Genomic DNA, 19,004 nt, shown 5'->3' with positions numbered 1-19,004 from the left:
GTGTGGAACATACAGGAAGATTGTGCTATGATATCCATAATGATTAAACGGGCTGCGCCGATCTGCAACCGGACCGGCCCGCCGTTGAGGAGGATGCCGCTTGAACCCTTATTCCGCCCAGATTCTTTCTTATTTTGACGCCCTGACCATGGACTCCGACCGGGGTGGAGTCCACGACTACAAATCCCTGCTCCGTTCCACCGTCTCCGCCTTCCTTGACCGGCCCGACAAGGAGCGGGCCTTTGAGGTATACTCCATGTTTTTCGACTGTTACCGGGTAAAGCTCCAGGGCTCGGCCAGCTTCATCGACCTGCTGGACACGCTGAAAAGCTATGAGGAGAATGCCGCCACACTGCTGGACAAGCAGCGTGACCACTACGTCCACTCGGTAAACGTCTTTCTTCTCGGTCTGGCGGTCTACGCTGTCAACCCACGATACCGGGAGGTTTTCCGCACCGCGTCCTATGAGGCCGTGCCCTATGCCGGCCGCCGCTCCACCCCGGGGGAGGAATTTCTCTTCCAGTGGGGCGTGGCCGCCCTCTTCCACGACATCGGATACCCTGTGGAGATTACCAGCAACCAGGTGAAAAAGTTTGTCTCCCTGGTCTCCGGCGAGGCGGGCAGGTCCGACGTGGGGCCCTACGTGGGCTATCAGCACTTCGACGCCCTCAACCGCATCGCCGAGGTCCTCTACCCAGAGGACTACGCCGCCCCCTTCTGGGCCATGACCCGTCTGGAGCCCGGCGCGCTGGACCCCTTCGCCCCCCTGGATCTGCTCTCCGCCAACCTCTCCATGGCCTTCGGAGTGGATCTGTCCGCCGTCAAGAGCGCGCTGGACGGTTTTCTCCCCGCCATGCAGAAGAGCGGCTTTGTGGACCACGGGTTCTACAGCGCCCTTATCCTCCTCAAGTGGTACGGCTATCTTGCCCAGCGCAGCGGCGCGGGTACCGCCCTGCTCTTCGGCCCCATCCTCAGCGCCGCCGGAGCCATTCTCCTCCACAACTACTATAAAAATGTTCTCCAGAAGCCCCCCTTCTCCCTGGGTCTGCTGGAGCCGGAGCAGCATCCCCTGGGCTTCCTGCTGATTCTCTGCGACGAACTCCAGGAGTGGAACCGGGAGGCCTACGGCATTCTGGACAGGCAGCGGGTTCTGGCCGCCGACTCGGAGCTGACTCTCACGGAGGATTTGCTCAGCGTCCGCTACCTGACTTACGAGGGCACCCTCTCCCCGGACTTTGGCCCCAGGAAGGAGGAGATGTTCTCCCGCCTGCTGGACCTGAAGGCCGTCTTCCCCCAGGGCATCCGCATCACCTGCACCACCAGGACCGATCTCTATATCGCGGCCATCCGCAGGGCGGACGGCGCGCTGGTGCCCCGCCCCCTGCTGGAAAACCTGGAGCAGCTGGCCCGCACCATCCACGAAAACTATAACAGGACTCAGCTGGAGCGCCACCCCGAGCAGCCCCTGGCCTATCCCACCTGGGAGGAGCTGCCCGACGATCTCAAGTACTCCAACATCCGTCAGGCCCGCGCCATGTTCGACAAGCTCACCGCCTGCGGCTACGCGGCGGGGGAGCCCGGCGGCGAAAACGAGGTCGCCGGCTTTACCCCCGAGCAGGTTGAATCCCTGGCCCGGGACGAGCACGACAGCTGGTACGCCGAGCGCCGCCAGAGCGGCTGGTCCTTCGGTCCCGAGAAGGACGTGGAGCACAAGCTCAGCCCCTATATGATACCCTACGACGGACTCACCGAGGAGATCAAGGAGCTGGACCGTGACGCGGTGCGCAATGTGTTTCCGCTGATCCACAGCATCGGAATGGCGATTTACCACGCCGGCTGACCATAGAGAATGAGTTTAAGGGAGCGTGTTGAGGTATGGCAGAGTATAAGCTCAAATTTGACCGGGCGAAACCCTATCTGTTTATCAGCTACAAGAGCGACGAAAAGGATATTATCCGCAATAATGTCGAATACCTGCAGACCGTTTACGGCATCAACATCTGGTACGACGAGGATCTGACGGCGGGGCGAAACTGGAACGAAGAGGCCCTGCCCATCCTCCGTGATGCAAATTGCTGCGGCGTGCTGTTCTTTGCCAGCGAGCTGGCCCTGATGAGCCCCAATGTCGCAGAGGAGCTGAAAAAGGCACGCCGATATAAGAAGTCAATCATCCCTATCAACTTCAGCGAGGCCTCTTTCGATACCGTTCTCGATGAGATTAACCGCAAGTATAACCACACCGCCCCACAGGATGTGACCAATGCGGAATTCCTTATCGATACCTATCTGCCCCCCACCAAAACCTACCTCTACCTCCATAAAACCAACTACTACCCGGAGCTTATCAAGGCAATCCGCCGCGAGGCTTCGGAGGTATCCATGTTTGACGAGGAGACCATCACCCGCAATACTGAGCTCTGGAACAGCCGCGAGCATGAGAAGACCGTGATCGCGGAGCCTCCGGCCCCCCTCTCCGTGGAGACTGACGACAAGCCGTTTCCGGATACCGGGGCCCCCGACGAAGCGGAGACTGCCCCGGAAATGCCGGGCGGGGCCCACGAATCCGACGGCGAGGCGCTCCCCCCCGACGCTGACCCGCTTCCTGTCCCCTCATCCCGCAAAAAGCCCCACACCACCACCGGAGATATTACCTTCTCCATCTATGGTCAGGAGTACACGGAGAATCAAAGCAATATGATGCTGACTGTCTTCCGCGAGGTTATCCGCAGGCACCCGGAAGCGGTGGACGCCCTTATCGGCCAGCTTACCTGCGCCTGCGCTGTCGACTATGAGGACGCCGCCAATCAGAATGAGGCGATGCCCACCTACTTCCGCGGCTGTCAGACCTTCCGTCTGTCGGAAGCCGGCAAGCAGATCTGCATCGGCACGTCTTACAGCTATAGCGACAAGCTGAAGCTCATTGCCAAACTGTTTGCCATCACGGGCGAGGACCCCGCCGTGCTCTCAGGCGTGGAGCTGCCCGACGTGCGTCTTCGCGCGCCCGGGAGCACCGGCGCCTCCCAGGATGCCTTCGCAGCTGCAAAGCCCAGCGGCCGCGGCGATATGCTCTCCTACCATGTCTATCATTTCGACGGCTCCGGCAACCAGTCCGATCTGATGTACGATGTCTATTCCGCGGTCCTTGAGCGCCACCCGGACAAGCTGGACGAGGCGGCCGAGCGCCTGACCTCACTGTCCCTGACCGACTACGCTTTGTCTGAAAACCGGGGCGCGGGAATGCCCCCCTACTTTAAGACCTGCCGAACTTTTGCCGTTGGCAGCCGGACCTGCTGCGTGGGCTTCGGTTTCGGCCTCAAGGACAAGCTCATTCAGATTGTCAAACTTCTGGACCTTTGCGGCGAAAGCTCCGACGTGCTGCAAATAGACGGCCTGGAGCTGCCTCCCATGCCCGGCAGGCCCGGGCGCCGGGGCGGCAAATCAGGCTCCGGCCCTATGGAGCTGTGACATGGCTGCACTGCGGGAGCACCTCTCCGATTTTTGGCGTCTCTGGCGGGGGCGGCTGATTGCGCTTCTGGATTTGGCCGCCCTGGCCTGCGCCCTGGCGGGGAGCTGGCTCTATTACTCCCCCAAAATCGCCTCCGGCGCCCAGCTTGTCTCCTCCACAGCGTTCAGTGCCGTCAAACTCTTTCTGTTCTCCCCCGGCGCGGGGCTGGCCGACCCTGTGCCGCTTGCGTATGCAATCGCCATGTGGCTCTGTCCCCTCTGCACCGCCGTGGCGGTCTTCCGCCTGCTGGAGTCTACCCTGCGCCACGCCCTGGGCGGCCTGTCCCGCTTTTTCCGGCCTTATATCCTGGTTTGCGGCCAGGGGAGCGACTGCCTCACCCTGGTGGACAGCCTCCGGCATGGCGGCGGCTTTTTCCGCCGCAAGGTGATTCTTGTCACGCAGTCCCCACTCCCTGTGGAGCTTCGCCTGCCCCTGGAGCGCGGTGGCGTCACCGTCTTCGCCATGCCCCTGGAGAACGGAACGGCCGCAGAGCGCACCGTCTGCCTGCGCCGGCTGCATCTGGAGCGGGCCGACGGCGCGGTTCTCTTCCATCCGGAGGTCTCCCTCAACTTCTCCATCCTCAAGGCCCTGGAGCAGCACCTGGAAAAATACCCCCGCAGGTGCGGAGCGCTCCCCTGCGCCCTGTACTCCGGGGACGGCTCAATGCAGCCGCTGATCTCCCGTTATCGCCAGGAGCATCAGGGCGCCGGCGGCTCCCCGCTGGACCTGAAGTGCTTCAGCACCGCCGCCCTGGCGGCGCGCGACCTCTTTCTGCGCAGGGGGCTGGGCGCGGACAGCTTAGCGCAGCTCGACGGTTCTGCCCAGCCGCATAAGCAAACCGGGAGCCTGAAGCCCAGCCGGCTGCTCATCGCCGGACTTGGGGCCTGCGGCGAAGCGGTGCTCCTCCAGGCCGCCGCCCTGAGTCCTACCGCGCCCGGTGCGCTTCTGGACGTTACGGTTTTGGATCAGGATGCAGAGCGGAAGCTCCACCGCATTAAAGCCAAATACCCTCAGCTGCATCGCTTCGTCACGCTCCAGGCCGTGCAGATGGACGTACTCTCCGACGAGCTGCCCCGGGCGCTTCACGGCGGCGGCTTCACCTATGCCGCGGTCTGCTTCCGGGACCCGTCTCTGGCGCTCCGGACCGCAGAAGCGCTGGAGGGGGACTTCCCCATCGGGGTGCGGCTGGACGGCAGCGACGCCCTGGCCCGGTGCCTGGATGAGAGCGGCGGCCCCTTTCAGCGCGCCTTCCCCTTTGGGGAGCGGCGCTCCCTGCTGACGCAGGAGCTGGTGCTGGGGACCAGGCTGGACGAGGCCGCCATGGCCTTTCACGCCGGATACTGCGCTCAGGAGCAGCGCCTCTTCCATCCGGAAACGCCCCCCATCCCCTGGGATGCGCTGGACAGCCTAAAAAAGGACTCCACCCGGGCCCAGGCCGCCTATTGCCAGTCCTATTTGATACCCCTGCGGGACAAATTGCTGTCCCGCGGCGAGCTGGAGATCTGCCGAAACGCCCTTTCAGACTGTAAGGACAACGCCGGAATGCTGCGCACCCTGCTGAGCGCCCATCCCGCCATTGCCCTGTTGGCCCGGCTGGAGCATGAGCGCTGGTGCGGCTTTCTGTACGCCCACGGCTACCAGGGCCGAGACGGCAATACGCGAAACGATCTCTTTCACCCCTGCCTCGTGGACTGGGAGGCACTTCTGAGGGACGACGAGACCTGTAAAACCGTCTGCTACGATCTCATTCCCATTCTTCTGATGGACCCATAAAAAGCACTGTGCCGCCGGTACGAAAGTACCGGCGGCATTTCAGAGTGCCTTATTTTAAGAATGGGCACGTTTCGCTCCGGTCTCTCCCGGCCGGCAGGCGCGGTCTTTCACACGGTTCTTCCCGCCCCGCGCTCATTTCTTCTCCCCTCTGGCCCGCTCCATAGCCTGCGCCACCGCCCCGGACTTCTCCCGGCGGTTGTTCCTCGCCAGGATGGCGGCCACCTCCGCCCCGGTCCGGTCCACCTCCTGCCGGAAGGTCCGGGCGGAGATGCGCAGGGCCCCATGGCCCAGGATGATGAGCTGCTCCGCGCTGTCCGAGGTTGCCACCCGCACCCGGTAGTGCTTTCCCAGCTCATAGGTGGCCTTCTCGATATATGCGTCCGCCGTCTCCGCCTCTTTGGTGTAGACCACGTGGATGTTGTGGTACTTCACCACCTCGCCCAAATTGCGCGGTACCTTATAGGCGTCAAAGACCAGGATGACCTCGCATTTCCGGTATCCCTGGTAATTGCTCAGCACGTCCATCAGCATCTGCCGGGCGGCGTCCAGATTCTCCCGCGCCGCCTCCTTCAGCTCGTCCCAGGCGTAGATGATGTTGTACCCGTCCACCAGCAGATATTCCGGCCCGGCCTCTCTCGGCCGTATGGCCACCTTCTCCGGCTCATCCTCCCGGGACTCCCGCCGGGGCGGCTGGGGCTGAAAATCCCGGCGTTTCACCGGGCCGTACGTCCGCTCAAAGATGGCCTGGAGCTCCTTGTCCTGCTCGATCCCCCCGGCATAGCTCTGCCGGGCCGGGGCCGGGGGCGCCTCCTCCGGCTGCGCCTCCCTCTCCCCCAGCCGCAGGCCGCTGTCCACGTGCATATACTCCCGCACCCGGTCCCATTTGACGGGAAAGCCCGCCCCGTGGGCGCAGAAGACCGAGTCGGGGGTGTTCTCCAAATCCCGCTCGGGGTCGTAGCCGGTCTCCGCCGCCACCCGCTCCTGGTCGCGGCAGGGCTCATACCCCCTCAGGGTGCAGAACATCCGCCCCCGGCCCTTGGTGTAAGCGGTCACCGCCCTGGGATAGTCGCCCAGCGCCGCCACCGGGACGGACCCGGTGAGGATACGCTCCTCCCCCGCCGTCTCCGGCGCCGCCGTCTCGCCCCCCATCCGCTGCAGATCGGACATGGCCCGGCCCACGTACTCGCCGGGCACCTCCAGCCGGAAGTCGTACCAGGGCTCCAGCAGGATGCTCTCCGCACACATCAGCCCCTGGCGCACCGCCCGGTAGGTGGCCTGGCGGAAATCGCCCCCCTCCGTGTGTTTCAGGTGCCCCCGCCCCGCAATCAGGGTCATCCTCATGTCCGTAATGGGCGCGCCCGTGAGCACCCCCAGGTGGGTCTTCTCCTCCAGATGGGTCAATATCAGCCGCTGCCAGGCGCGGTCCAGCACATCCTCGCTGCACGCGGTACCAAACCGCAGGCCGCTCCCCCTGGGCAGCGGCTCCAGCAGGAGGTGGACCTCGGCATAGTGCCGCAGGGGCTCAAAGTGCCCCACACCCTCCACCGCGCCTGCGATGGTCTCCTTATAGACGATGCTCCCCGCCCCGAAGCCCACCTCCAGGCCGAAGCGCTCAGCCATGAGCCGCCGCAGAACCTCCAGCTGGACCTCCCCCATGAGCTGGACGTGTATCTCCCGCAGCTGCTCGTTCCATACGAGGTGGAGCTGGGGGTCCTCCTCCTCCAGCATCCGCAGCTTTCTGAGGGCTGTATGCGCGTCACAGCCGTCCGGCAGCTCCACCCGGTAGGAGAGCACCGGTTCCACCACCGGGGCCGCGGACGCCGCCTCGACGCCCAGCCCCTCTCCCGGCCGGGTCCGGCTCAGGCCGGTGACGGCGCAGACCGTACCCGCCGGAGCCTCGTCCACGGCCTGAAACTTCGCCCCGGAGTAGATGCGGATCTGGTCCGCCTTCTCCTCCCAGACCCTGTCCCCGTCCAGCCCGGCGGCGCGGTTGGTGAGCACGCTCTTCACCCTCAGGCTCCCGCCCGTTACTTTCAGGTAGGTCAGCCGTCCGCCCTGGCTGTCCCGGGCGATTTTAAAGATCTTTGCGCCGAACTCACGGGGATACTGGGGCGCCTCGGTATAACGCTCCAGGGCGTCCAGCAGCGCGTCCACCCCCTCCATTCGGAGGGCGGAGCCGAACAGACAGGGGAAGAGCCTGCGCCGCCGGATGAGGGCGCAAATCTCCCCATCCTCCACCCGTCCGGTCTCCAGATAGCGCTCCAGCGCTTCCTCGCCGCACACGGCGATATTTTCGTACAGGCTGTCCCCTCCGGTCCCGAAGTCCACGCAGCCGTCATCCAGCCTGCTCTTCAGCTCGGAGAGCAGGGCCGCACGGTCCGTTCCCGGCTGGTCCATCTTGTTGACAAAGAGGAAGGTGGGGATGCCGTACCGCTCCAGCAGCCGCCAGAGCGTCCGGGTATGGCCCTGGACGCCGTCCGCCCCGCTGATGACCAGTATGGCGTAGTCCAGTACCTGGAGGGTTCGCTCCATCTCGGCGGAGAAGTCCGCGTGGCCCGGCGTGTCCAGCAGGGTAATCACCGCAGTCTCCAGGGGTACAACGGCCTGCTTGGAGAAGATGGTGATCCCCCGCTCCCGCTCTTGGGCGTCGGTATCCAAAAAGGCGTTTTGGTGGTCCACCCGGCCCAGCTTTTTCAGTTGTCCGCAGCCGTAGAGCAGCCCCTCGGAGAGGGTGGTCTTTCCTGCGTCCACATGGGCCAGAATACCGACGGCCAGTCTTTTCATGTGATTTCACCAGATTTACAGTAAATTTTGCGTCCCAGCCTCGGATAGGCAGCGTTTCAGTGCAAAACGCACAATTACATGTGCGTCCGGCGGAATTTCTCCTATTTTCCCCAGTCTAAAAGGTTTTTTTGGGGGAAAAGGCATGTACCCTCCGCAGAAAGTATGGTATACTAAATATCAATTGCTCCGGGACGTCACCGCTCCAGCAGCTCCCGGACAGGGGCGTACCAGTGGTAGGCGAAGGAGAGTCCCCCGTCCCCCAGGGTCTCCCGGACAGCTGCCCAGCTCTCCCGTGCGGCTTCCAAGCCGTCCGTGTAGTAGGTGGTCTTATCCGTCAGGTCATGGGTTCCCGGCTGCTGGAATTCGGAGACACACACCGTGGGGATCCCCGCCCTGCGGGCCAGCTCCAGCTCGGTGCGCAGATGCTCCGCCTCCGCGCCCCGGTAGTAGTTCATGACCGCCACGCCGTCGCAGCCAGTGGCGATGAGCCGGGCCAGGGCATCGGCATGGTCGTTGTCGTACCAGTAGGGGATGCAGGCGATAAGGCTCAGCCCCCGCCCGCGCGCGTGCTCCCTGGCGGCCGCCATGCCGGATACATAGCGCTCCATTACCGCATCGCTGTCCCTGTCCCACGCCGGGGTGAGATAGGGTTCCACATCGGCCATGACCCCTCTGACTCCGGGTCCCAGGGCGGCGGCCCGGTCAATCGCCTCCACCAGGGACCGGCCGTCCTCCTCCAGGCCCCACTCAGGCGCGCCGGCGAGGCAGTAGACCTCCACGCCCGCGGCCTCCATATCCGTGAGAAATTCGGCGGCAGTCTCCGCCCCTGTCCCGGCGGGGAACTCCTGGTAGAGGACGTCCGCACCCAGCCGTGCCAGAGTGTCGGTGAGCGCTCCCCGGTTTTCCGGCAGGAGGGTCTCCCCGCCCCAGGCGAACAGGCCGTCCCCCAGCGCGGGCGCGGGCGCGGACTGCCCCCGGGCCAGCAGCGCCGCCCCAACCCATAAAACCGCCAGGGCTCCCATCGCCCACCAGCGTTTTTTCACCCGTTCCACGCCCCTTCCCATCTGCCCGTTATGTCGATTATACCGGGCCGCGCGCCGTTTGACAACCACGGCTTTCCCGCCGTGTCATGGAGGTATCAGTATGAAAAACGCCCTCTTTGAGCTGCTCCAGCAGACCGGAGACCTGACCTGGGAGGTCATTCTCCTGAATCTGGCCATGTCCGCCGTGATGGGGCTGGTCATCTTTCTCAGCTACCTGTATACCCACGCCGGAACGGTCTACAGCCGCAAATTCAACGTCTCCCTGGTAATGCTCACCGTCCTCACCGCCACGGTGATGACGGTCATCGGTAATAACCTGGCCCTCTCCCTGGGCATGGTGGGCGCCCTGTCCATCGTCCGCTTCCGCACCGCCATCAAGGACTCCAGGGACACAGCGTACATCTTCTGGACCATCATCGTGGGCATCTGCTGCGGCGCGGGTGACTACCTGGTGGCTGCGGTGGGTTCGGCTGTGGTATTTGTACTCCTTCTCATCCTGGGCAGGGTGCGCAACGACGGGCGACTGCTGCTCATCATCCGCTGCGCCCGCTCGGCTGAGGCGGAGGTGGAGTCGGTGGTGTATCTCTACTACACGTCCTACGCCAACCTGAAGGTCAAGAACACCACTCCCGAGACGGTGGAGCTCATCTATGAGCTCCACCGCAAGGCGCTGCGCAGCGCCGAGGGCCGGGAGGAGTCCATTACCGACCGGCTCTATCAGGCGGGCCGGGTGGACTATGTGAATCTGGTCACCCAGAGCGACGAGGTCAGCGGGTAAGCCGTGGGCAGGAAAACCATCGGACTGCTCGCCGTGGCGGGGGCGGTGGTTCTGGCCCTGGGGGCGGGGCTTCTCAGCCACGCCGGCCTGACCCGCTACCAGCAGCACCTGGAGGCCCCCGGCCCCTCCGCCGTCCGGGAGAGCGCGGACGGCGGCTTTCGCACCCACCTGCCCATCGTGTCCATCGACACCTTCGGCCAGGCCATCCCCGGCGAAGCCCGGGACGGCTCCGTCATCCCGGCGGCGCTGACGGTCCGGGACGGCGGGGCCGGGGACAACGCCCTCACGGACGAGCCTGTTTTGTCCTGCGATACGCTGCTGCGCTACCGGGGCAACTCCTCCCTCCACTTTGACAAGAAGTCCTTCCGCCTGAAGCTGGTGGACGGGGACGGGGCGCCTCTGCGCGTCAGAATGCTGGGGATGCCCGGCGAGGACGAGTGGATTTTAAACGGCCCCTTCCTGGACAAATCCCTGCTGCGCAACTATATGCTGATGAACCTCTGCGGCCAGGCGCTGGGCAACACCCCCGAGGTGCGCTACTGCGAACTCTTCGTGGATGGGGAGTACCGGGGGCTCTACCTGATGATGGAGAGCGTCTCCCGCTCCCAGGCCGGGGTGGGCAAGGCGGTGGAGGGCCGGGCCGAGACCTCCTACGTGGTCCGGCTGGACCGGGGCGGCGCGGTGGAGCTGGACCAGTTCTCCTCCTACGCTATGCTGACCGGGAGCACCTTCAACGTGGTGTACCCCTCCTCCAAGTCCTGCACGCCGGAGCAGGCCGAGTATATCCAGCGGGATTTGAGCAGATTTGAGAAGGCCCTCTACTCCCTGGACTACGACGACCCCAAGCTGGGCTACCGGGCGTACATCGACGTGGACTCCTTTGTGGACTACATGGTCTTCAACGAGTTTTTCCAAAACTACGACGCCACCCGCTACTCCACCTACCTCTCCAGGGAGGTGGGCGGCAAGCTGTCCATCGGGCCGGTGTGGGACTTCAACAACGCCCTGGACAACTATATGGAGGAGCCCTTCGACGCCACGGGCTTCGGCTTTCCGGACAGCCTGTGGTACCACATGCTCCTCAAGGACGAGCGCTTTACCGCCCAGGTCGTCCGCCGGTACCGGCAGCTTCGGAAGACCATCCTCTCCGACGCGTATCTCCTCTCCTATGTGGACGATACCGTCGCCTGGCTGGGGGACGCGGTGGACCGGAATTTTTCGGTCTGGGGGTATACCTTCCAGGAGGAGTACGGCCTGCTGGAGCCGGTCGGACGCAATCCGGGCAGCTACGGGGAGGCCGTGGATCAGGTGAAGGACTTTTTCCTCCGCCGGGGCGCCTGGCTGGATGAGAATATCGAGCTGCTCTACCAGTACTGCCACCCCTCGGCCACCAAGCAGTATCAGCACTAGCGCCTGTCTCACGCGGCGTCTCTCCGCCGCCTCAGCGTCAACCTCACCGGAAGGGAGCGAGCGTCCTTGCGAAAATTTCTGATTCTCTGTGCCGCCCTCATTCTGGCGGCGCTGGCCGGCAATTACCTCTATTTCCACACCTCCCTCTACCTGGACCTGCGCCCCGGCGCGGAGATCCGCTCTTTTACCGGCACTGAGGGAAAGACCATTTTGGTGGATACGGGCGCCGGGCCCGCCCCCTTTGAAATCCGCGGGGTGGACATGGGCACCGGCAAGCCGGGACACTTTGCCACAGAGTTCGCGGTGACCAGGGACGAGTATCTGCGCTGGTTCGGCCAGATTCAGGCCATGGGGGCCAACGCCGTGCGCATCTACACCATCAACGGCCCGGAGTTCTACGAGGCCTTCTACCAGTATAACCGGGATAACCCCGATCCCCTCTACCTCATCCAGGGCCTCTGGGTGGACGACTACAGCCAGGACTCTCATATGGACGCCTACGACGGCGGCTTCCTGGACCCTCTGCTGGAGGATGCCCGCCGGGTGGTGGACGTCCTCCACGGCAGGCGCAACGTGTCCTACGACCCCACTCGGGGCAGCGGCCAGTACCGCCGGGACGTGTCCCCCTGGGTGCTGGGCTATATTCTGGGTGTGGAGTGGAACGACCGCACCGTGGCCTATACCGACTCCATGGAGGCGGGGTCGCAGCCTTACGCGGGAGAGTACTTCTACGCCTCGGAGGATGCCAGCCCCTTTGAAAATATGCTGGCCCTGCTGGGGGACACGGTGGCCTCCTACGAGGCCGGGCGGTATAAGGAGCAGCGGCTCATCGCCTTTGCCAACTGGCCCACCACCGACCCGCTGGTATATGACGCGCTCACCACCGGGCGTTTTCGCAAAATCGCCCAGGTGGATGTGGAGCATGTGAAGACCACCCCGGCCTTCCGCTCCGGACAGTTCGCCTCTTATCACATCTACCCCTACTACCCCGACTATCTGCGCTACAGCGCGGACTTGGCGCCCTATGTGGACGCTGCCGGGGCGAGCAACACCTACCGCGCCTATCTCGAGACCCTCACCGCCCACCACACCATGCCGGTGGTGGTGTCCGAGTTCGGCGTGCCCACCTCCCGGGGCTGCGCCCAGCTGGACTATGGCCGGGGCTTCAACCAGGGCGGCATGACCGAGGCGGAGCAGGGGGAGGCCATCGCCGCCATGTACCGGGATATCCGGTCCGCCGGGTGCGCCGGGTGCGTGATTTTCACCTGGCAGGACGAGTGGTTCAAGCGGACCTGGAACACCATGCACGCCGTGGACCTGACCCAGACCGCCTACTGGAGCGACTGCCAGACCAACGAGCAGTCCTTTGGCCTGCTGTCCTTCGACCCCGGCGCGGCGGAGAGCGTATGCTATGTGGACGGGGACGACGGCGAGTGGACCGCCTCCGATCTGGTGTGTGAGAACGGGGAATGGTCCCTCTCCATGAAGTACGACGAGAAGTATCTCTACTTTCTGGTCCGGGGGGCGGTGAAAGAAGGTCCCGTCTATCTGCCCATCGATACCACGCAGAAGTCCGGCAGCCCTCTCTGCGCAGACCCGGCGCTCTCCTTCGGACGGGCCGCCGACTTCCTGGTGGTGCTGGACGGACCCGAGGACTCCCGGGTACTGGTCCAGGAGCGGTACGACTGCCTGCGGGCCATGTACGGACTCAAGCTCACGGGCGTCGATTCCTTCGAGTTCCCGCCCGCAGCCGACACCAGCAACTTTGTTCCCAGCCGCATGGTGCTCCAGGTGGCCCAGTCGGCGGATGTGGGCGGCGTGGCCGTGGATTTGCCCACCTTTGAGACGGGCGCGCTCACCCAGGGCAACGGCAGCCCCGCCAGCCCCGACTTCAACTCCCTGGCCGACTTCTGCCCCGGCGAGGGCTTTATCGAGCTGCGCCTCCCCTGGCAGCTGCTCAACTTCTCCAACCCATCGGACATGCAGATTCACGACGACTACTACGCCCACTACGGCGTGGAAAACCTGTCCATCAGCCGCCTCTGGGCCGGAGTCGGGGACGGCGGTGAGACCATTCCCATGGGGGAGAGACTCCTCAAGGGCTGGGGGAACAAGGTCACATACCATGAGCGGCTCAAGGAGTCCTATTACATCGTCCGGGCTCTCTGGACGGGAGAGGGGGACGCGCCATGATCGCCGGATGGGCATGGACCCTCCTCAACCTCTACCTCGTCATCAGCCTGTGCGCCATTCTCTTCGATCTCTTCGTCATGCTCACCGCAGATGCCCGGCAGCGCGCCCAGGAGCGGCGCTCGGCGACCCTCCAGACCCTGCTGGAGGGCCAGCTCACCCGCGTGCGGGAGGGCCGGGAGCCGGACGAGCGGCTGCAGATGGATTTGTTCCGGCGGCTCAGGCACATCGACAACGTCCTGGCCTTCTGCGACCTGGCCGACGGGTACAGCGCCGCGGCCGACCCTGCCTTCGCCCGGTACCTGGCCCAGTCGGGTCCCCTCTTCGCAAGGCTGTGCCGGCGCTACGGCGGAAGCCAGAAGATGTACCGGGCCTCTTTCGCGTGGCTGCTGGCCTCCTGCCGGCAGGATATCCCCGCGGCGGGCCCCTTCCTCCTCGCCTGCGCCGCCGACCGGCGCTCCATCTACTGCCGGGAGAACGCCCTTACCGCCCTCTACCGGGGCGGCAGCCAGGACGCGGTTATCCGCGCCCTGAAGCGGATGAGTCAGGAGGACATCCACCACAGCCAGAAGCTTCTGACCGACGGCCTGCTCTCCTTCCGTGGAGACCGCATGGCCCTGTGCGGGCGGCTGTGGGCGGAGTTCTCCGCCCTTTCCCCCGCCCTCCGGCTGGTGACGGTGGACCTGATGCGGTTTTTAAACGCCGACTACCGGGAGGAGCTGCTCCACCTGCTGGACGACGCCGGCACAGACGACGAGCTGTGTTACGCCGTTCTGCGCTACTACGGCCGCTGCACCTATCCCCCCGCACGCGCACGAATGCTCCGCTTCCTGGCCCAGCCGCGCCGCGGGCTCTGGGAGTACGCGGCGGTGTCCGCCTCCGCCCTGCGCTTCTATCGCGGCGAGGATGTGACGCCGGCCCTGCTGGCGGCCCTCTCCGACCACAACTGGTACGTGCGCTACAACGCGGCGGAAAGCCTGGTCTTCATGGGGCTGGGCGAGACGTCCTGCGCCGCCGTGCTGGAGGGGGCGGACCCCTATGCGGCGGACATTCTCCGCTATATGCTGGACCGCAGACGGCTGGCCGACTCGGCCGCCGCAGAGAGAGGAGGCGCAAGCCTTGCCCACGCTTGAAACCATCGTCCAGAGCGTCAACGCCTTTTTCCTCGCCTATATGCTGGTCTACTCCTCGGTGCTCTTCCTGTCGGTCATCGTCGGCGTGACCCAGATAGCCCGCCGGACCGAGCAGGTCAAAATGCGCAATTCCTTCAAGCACGAGTACTATGTGCCCATCTCCATCCTGGTCCCCGCCCACAACGAGGAGCTCACTGTGGTGGATACCGTCCTCTCCCTTCTCAGCCAGAACTACAAGCTCTATGAGATCATCGTGGTGGACGACGGCTCCACCGACGCCACCGCCCAGACCCTCATCGACTATTTCGGCATGGAGGAGATCCGCCGCCCCGTCCGCCGCCGGGTCCCCTGCCGGGACGCAGAGCGGATTTGGGAGACCCAGGCGTGGAAGGTACCCATCACCCTCATCCGCAAGGTGAACGGCGGCAAGGCTGATGCGCTGAATATGGGTATCAATGCCTCCCGGTTCCCCTACTTCATCGCCATGGACGCCGACTCCGTCCTGGACGACGCGCTGGAGTCCATCGCCAAGACCGTCCTGGAGGACGACCGTACCGTGGCCTGCGGCGGGCTGGTCCGCATCGCCAACGGCGCGGTACTCAAGGACGGCAAGCTGGTGAGCTACCGCCTGCCCAAAAACTTCTGGGCCAGGCTCCAGGTTATGGAGTACGACCGCTCCTTTCTGGCCTCGCGGATGTTCTTCGACATGTTCAACGGCAACCTCATCATCTCGGGCGCCTTCGGCCTGTTTAAGAAGGAGACCGTCATCCAGGCCGGCGGGTACGACACCAACACCCTGGGTGAGGACATGGAACTGGTGGTCCGGCTCCATGAGTACTGCCGGGCCAACCGCATACCCTATGTCATCAAATACGCCTCCGACGCGGTCTGCTGGAGTCAGGCTCCCTCCCGTCTCGGAGACCTGAGAAAGCAGCGCCGCCGCTGGCATATCGGCATGTTCCAGTCCATTGTCAAGCACCGTCAGCTCTTCCTCAACCCCAAGTACGGCCTTGTGGGCTCCTTCTCCTTCCTCTACTACATCCTGTTTGAGCTCTTCTCCCCCCTCATTCAGATTGTGGGTCTGGCCTTCGTCGCCCTGGCCTATCATCTGGGCATGGCCAACGTGCCCTTTATGCTGGGATACTACCTGTGGAGTCTACTCTTCGGCGCCGTTCTCTCCATCGCCGCTTTCTTTACCCGGGTGTTTACCTACCGCACCAAGCTGCCCCCTGGGGATTACCTGCGGGCCGTCCTGGTCTGTATCGTGGAGAATTTCGGCTACCGGCAGCTCATCTCCCTCTTCGGCCTGTCCGGCCTCATTGGCTACCGGAAGTATTCCAAAAGCTGGGGACGTATCCAGCGCACCAGGTTCACCGGGGACGACGCCGATCAAAAGGAGGCGGGCGCATGAGAAGAGTCCTCCGCCATGAGCGGAAATACCTCCTCCCCCAGGAGGAGTACCGGCGCCTGCGCGGCACGCTGGAGAGCCTTCTCCCCAAGGACTCCCACACCGGGGACTCGGGCTACTCCATCCGCTCCCTCTATTTCGATACCCTGTGGGACGGAGACTACTTCGAGAAGCTGGACGGGGTGGAGCTGCGGCGGAAGCTCCGTCTCCGGCTCTACGACCCCACCGCCGGGCACGCTTTCCTGGAGATGAAGCAGAAGGAGGGGGAGTACCAGCTCAAGCGCTCCCTGCGGCTCAGCCGGGCGGCCGCCGCCGCGCTGGCCGGGGGGGAGTACGCAGCGCTGCTGGACTGCCATAACAGCTTCGCCGACGAGTGCTACGCCCTGATGACCATGCGCTGCTACCGCCCCAAGGCGATCATTGAGTACCGGCGGGAGGCCTACGTGGTGCCGGAGAACGATACCCGCATCACCTTTGACCGGGAGATTCACGCCACCGAAAGCTGCGCCGATCTCTTCGACCCCGGCCTCTGCCTCTACCCGGTCATGGACCAGGGCCAGGTGGTGCTGGAGGTCAAATACAACGGCTTTCTGGTGGAGTACGTCCGGGAGCTGGTGGGCAGGTGCGAGCGGGCCCAGACCTCGGCCAGCAAATACGCCATGGGGCGGCTGGCCAGCTACGGCGTGGTGTAATGCGCGCCCTCCGTCCCGCTGCCCTGCAAGCTGCATAAAATGGGTCCGCTTTCACGAGAAAGCGGACCCATTTTATGCTTTTATGTCTTGCTCGTAGCACCGTGCGTTGAGGACGTTGGACAGTCCCTTGGCGTTGAGAAATTCAATACTCTGTTCTCTCCCGAATGGGACAGGAGGATATGCCGTCCACATCTTTATGCAGCGCCGGCAGTGTGTCCTCCCGCCTCGGCCTCTCGGCCTCCCCCGTGTTCACCGGAAAAAGAGTCAATCTAACAACGTCGTAATGGTTTTTTCCGGCGCTAGCCCCAGTGCGCGCCGCTTCCGGCAATAGGCTCTGCCCACACTCATCCTCTCCGCCCATTCTCTCGCCCGGCGGGCGTTTTCCACCAATATCGCTTCTTCATTCCCGGCTGATTTTGGGCTATCCGCTTCTTAATTTTTGTCCAGGCACATAGTCTGTACCAAACCATTTTGGGGAGGTACGGATATGAGGCTCTTCCTGCTCAAACGAAAGATGTTTACTGCGGCCGCCTGCCTGCTGGCGGCCTGCGCCATGTTCTACATCGTCAACCACCCGGCCGTGGTGGGCGCCGCCGCCGCTACCCGGCAGCTGCCCATTTACTGCGTTCAGCGCGACCAGAAGATGGTCTCCATCTCATTCGACGCCGCCTGGGGCAACGAGGACACCCAGATGCTCATCGACATCCTGGCCAAGTACAACATAAAGGCCACCTTCTTCGTGGTAGGCGACTGGGTGGACAAATACCCTGAATCTGTAAAGGCCCTCTCCGATGCGGGCCATGAGGTGATGAACCACTCCAACTCCCACGCCCATATGTCCAAACTCTCCCGGGAGGAGATCATCGCCGATGTGGAGGCCTGCAACGACAAAATTGAGGCCGTCACCGGCGTGCGCCCCACCCTCATCCGCCCGCCCTACGGCGAATACGACGACAACGTGATCTCCGCCATCCGCTCTATCGGCATGGAGCCCATCCAGTGGGATGTGGACAGCCTGGACTGGAAGGACCTCCCCGCCGGCGAAATCACACAGCGGGTGGTGAAGGGGGTCCAGCCCGGGTCTATCGTCCTGTTCCACAACGCCGCCCTCCACACGCCCGAGGCCCTGCCCGGCATCCTTGAGGCGCTTCTCCAGGAGGGATATACCTTTGTCCCCATCTCCCAAATCATCCTCCCCCAGCCCTACACCATCGACCACACCGGCCGCCAGCTGCCGGCCGCCTCACCCGCGCCCGCCGCCACCCCGGCCCCGGCCTCCGGTCTTTTTTCCGCGCAGCCGGCGGTATAAGGGCGCCCGGCATACTTTGAATGGCATAAAAAGCGCAGGGACTTAAGTACTTAAGTCCCTGCGCTTTTTATTATTTAATTCATACTTTTTGTAAAAATATAGGCTTTATTTGTTTTCAAAATTATATTTTCCTGCGTGTCCCTTCGGATACGTCTCTTGCCCCCCCAAACGGCTGTGCCAGGGCCCTCTTCCCGACCCATCTGCGATACAAAAATGCATGGCCGCATACCGACTGCCAGCATTGGAAAGAGCGCAGATGCTTAATGGACAGTCACACTTTTTTCTTCCTTCGCACAGAGTCCGTCGCAAAACAGGCCGTGCAGGCCCGCGCGTCCGGCCCATCCCCAGTCTCCCCGTGTGACCTTTTTGCAGTCCGGCGTTCTCCCGCAAGACCGCCGGGGCACGCGGCTGTATCAAATCGCCAGGCAGTGCGTCAATTTCGGACAGCGGGTGCAGGCCTCCATGTCCGAGTGTCTGGTGGATGCCGCCCAGTGCCGGAGCCTGCAGGTAAAATTGTGTGCCGTAATGGTTCCGGGCAGAGAGAGTCTTCGTCTTTACGATTTGGCTAAGCAATGTGAAACCAAGATAGAGTCCTTCGGCGTGAAAACCTCATACGAACCCGAGGGACTTGTTATGATCTAAAAATGCGAAGGGCTAGCGCTCATCTTTCCCCAGGGCGGTTCGCACCTACTTACTTCGCTTTGAAGCACCCCCTTAAATAAACTATTACTTAATATTCACGGTTTTTCCTCGTTTGCTTTACCCTCTATCTATAATCTTTGCTAATTATAAAAGTGGTTATTTGTCTATTTGTGCTGTCGCTCCCCCCACGGGGAGCGTGGATTGAAATAAGATCAACAACCTGCCTGTGACGACCTTCAATTGTCGCTCCCCCCGCGGGGCGCATATAGAATCATTTTCCCTGCAGCCGCAAAGGGAGCCGCCCCGGATGGGGCGGCTCCCTTCCCATATCAGTTTA

At 63.4% G+C, this 19,004-nt stretch carries 13 protein-coding genes; 11 read left to right on the top strand and 2 right to left on the bottom strand.

What is annotated here, in order from left to right; all coding sequences use genetic code 11:
- The first annotated feature begins 100 nt into the window (after positions 1-100).
- Genes H8S62_RS15935 through H8S62_RS15925 form a run of 3 tightly spaced genes read left to right on the top strand, consistent with a single transcriptional unit; the run spans position 101 to position 5,278 of the window.
- The gene (locus H8S62_RS15935) at positions 101-1,840 is read left to right on the top strand and encodes a RyR domain-containing protein (protein WP_155146800.1); all 1,740 of its coding nucleotides are present in this window, start codon (positions 101-103) and stop codon (positions 1,838-1,840) included.
- A 35-nt stretch (positions 1,841-1,875) separates the two neighbouring features.
- Positions 1,876-3,465, top strand: a complete 1,590-nt coding sequence (locus H8S62_RS15930; RefSeq protein WP_155146798.1) for a toll/interleukin-1 receptor domain-containing protein — start codon at positions 1,876-1,878, stop codon at positions 3,463-3,465.
- A 1-nt stretch (position 3,466) separates the two neighbouring features.
- The gene (locus tag H8S62_RS15925) at positions 3,467-5,278 is read left to right on the top strand and encodes a hypothetical protein (protein WP_155146795.1); all 1,812 of its coding nucleotides are present in this window, start codon (positions 3,467-3,469) and stop codon (positions 5,276-5,278) included.
- A 132-nt stretch (positions 5,279-5,410) separates the two neighbouring features.
- Here H8S62_RS15925 and H8S62_RS15920 read toward each other — a convergent pair whose 3' ends face one another.
- Together H8S62_RS15920 and H8S62_RS15915 are read right to left on the bottom strand one after the other, a co-directional pair.
- On the bottom strand, positions 5,411-8,062 hold the full coding sequence (locus H8S62_RS15920) for a translation factor GTPase family protein (protein WP_186920249.1): 2,652 nt from the start codon (positions 8,060-8,062) through the stop codon (positions 5,411-5,413).
- A 194-nt stretch (positions 8,063-8,256) separates the two neighbouring features.
- Positions 8,257-9,105: an error-prone DNA polymerase family protein gene (locus H8S62_RS15915; protein WP_186920248.1), complete on the bottom strand. Its 849-nt coding sequence runs from the start codon at positions 9,103-9,105 to the stop codon at positions 8,257-8,259.
- A 100-nt stretch (positions 9,106-9,205) separates the two neighbouring features.
- Between H8S62_RS15915 and H8S62_RS15910 the strand changes: the two genes are divergently transcribed.
- The 8 genes from H8S62_RS15910 (at position 9,206) to cas2 (ending at position 18,667) form a co-directional block, all read left to right on the top strand.
- Positions 9,206-9,883 (top strand): DUF4956 domain-containing protein, encoded by a 678-nt coding sequence (locus H8S62_RS15910; protein WP_186920247.1) that lies wholly within the window; start codon positions 9,206-9,208, stop codon positions 9,881-9,883.
- A gap of 3 nt (positions 9,884-9,886) precedes the next feature.
- Positions 9,887-11,293: a CotH kinase family protein gene (locus tag H8S62_RS15905; protein WP_155146787.1), complete on the top strand. Its 1,407-nt coding sequence runs from the start codon at positions 9,887-9,889 to the stop codon at positions 11,291-11,293.
- Positions 11,294-11,359: 66 nt separating this feature from the next.
- On the top strand, positions 11,360-13,486 hold the full coding sequence (locus H8S62_RS15900) for a hypothetical protein (protein ID WP_155146785.1): 2,127 nt from the start codon (positions 11,360-11,362) through the stop codon (positions 13,484-13,486).
- Entirely contained in the window at positions 13,483-14,616 is a 1,134-nt protein-coding gene (locus tag H8S62_RS15895; protein WP_155146783.1) for a HEAT repeat domain-containing protein, read from the top strand. Before H8S62_RS15900 ends, H8S62_RS15895 begins: the two co-directional genes overlap by 4 nt.
- On the top strand, positions 14,603-16,027 hold the full coding sequence (locus H8S62_RS15890) for a glycosyltransferase family 2 protein (RefSeq protein ID WP_243141907.1): 1,425 nt from the start codon (positions 14,603-14,605) through the stop codon (positions 16,025-16,027). The genes H8S62_RS15895 and H8S62_RS15890 overlap by 14 nt, the downstream gene beginning before the upstream one ends.
- Positions 16,024-16,716, top strand: a complete 693-nt coding sequence (locus H8S62_RS15885; RefSeq protein WP_155146779.1) for a polyphosphate polymerase domain-containing protein — start codon at positions 16,024-16,026, stop codon at positions 16,714-16,716. The genes H8S62_RS15890 and H8S62_RS15885 overlap by 4 nt, the downstream gene beginning before the upstream one ends.
- 487 nt (positions 16,717-17,203) lie before the next feature.
- Positions 17,204-18,025: a polysaccharide deacetylase family protein gene (locus H8S62_RS15880; RefSeq protein ID WP_155146777.1), complete on the top strand. Its 822-nt coding sequence runs from the start codon at positions 17,204-17,206 to the stop codon at positions 18,023-18,025.
- Positions 18,026-18,382: 357 nt separating this feature from the next.
- Positions 18,383-18,667 (top strand): CRISPR-associated endonuclease Cas2, encoded by a 285-nt coding sequence (gene cas2 / locus H8S62_RS15875; RefSeq protein WP_173023903.1) that lies wholly within the window; start codon positions 18,383-18,385, stop codon positions 18,665-18,667.
- Positions 18,668-19,004 lie beyond the last annotated feature (337 nt).

The sequence above is a fragment of the Lawsonibacter faecis genome (genome assembly GCF_014287675.1).
GTDB lineage: Bacteria > Bacillota > Clostridia > Oscillospirales > Oscillospiraceae > Pseudoflavonifractor > Pseudoflavonifractor faecis.
This window is presented reverse-complemented; position numbering and strand designations above follow the sequence as displayed.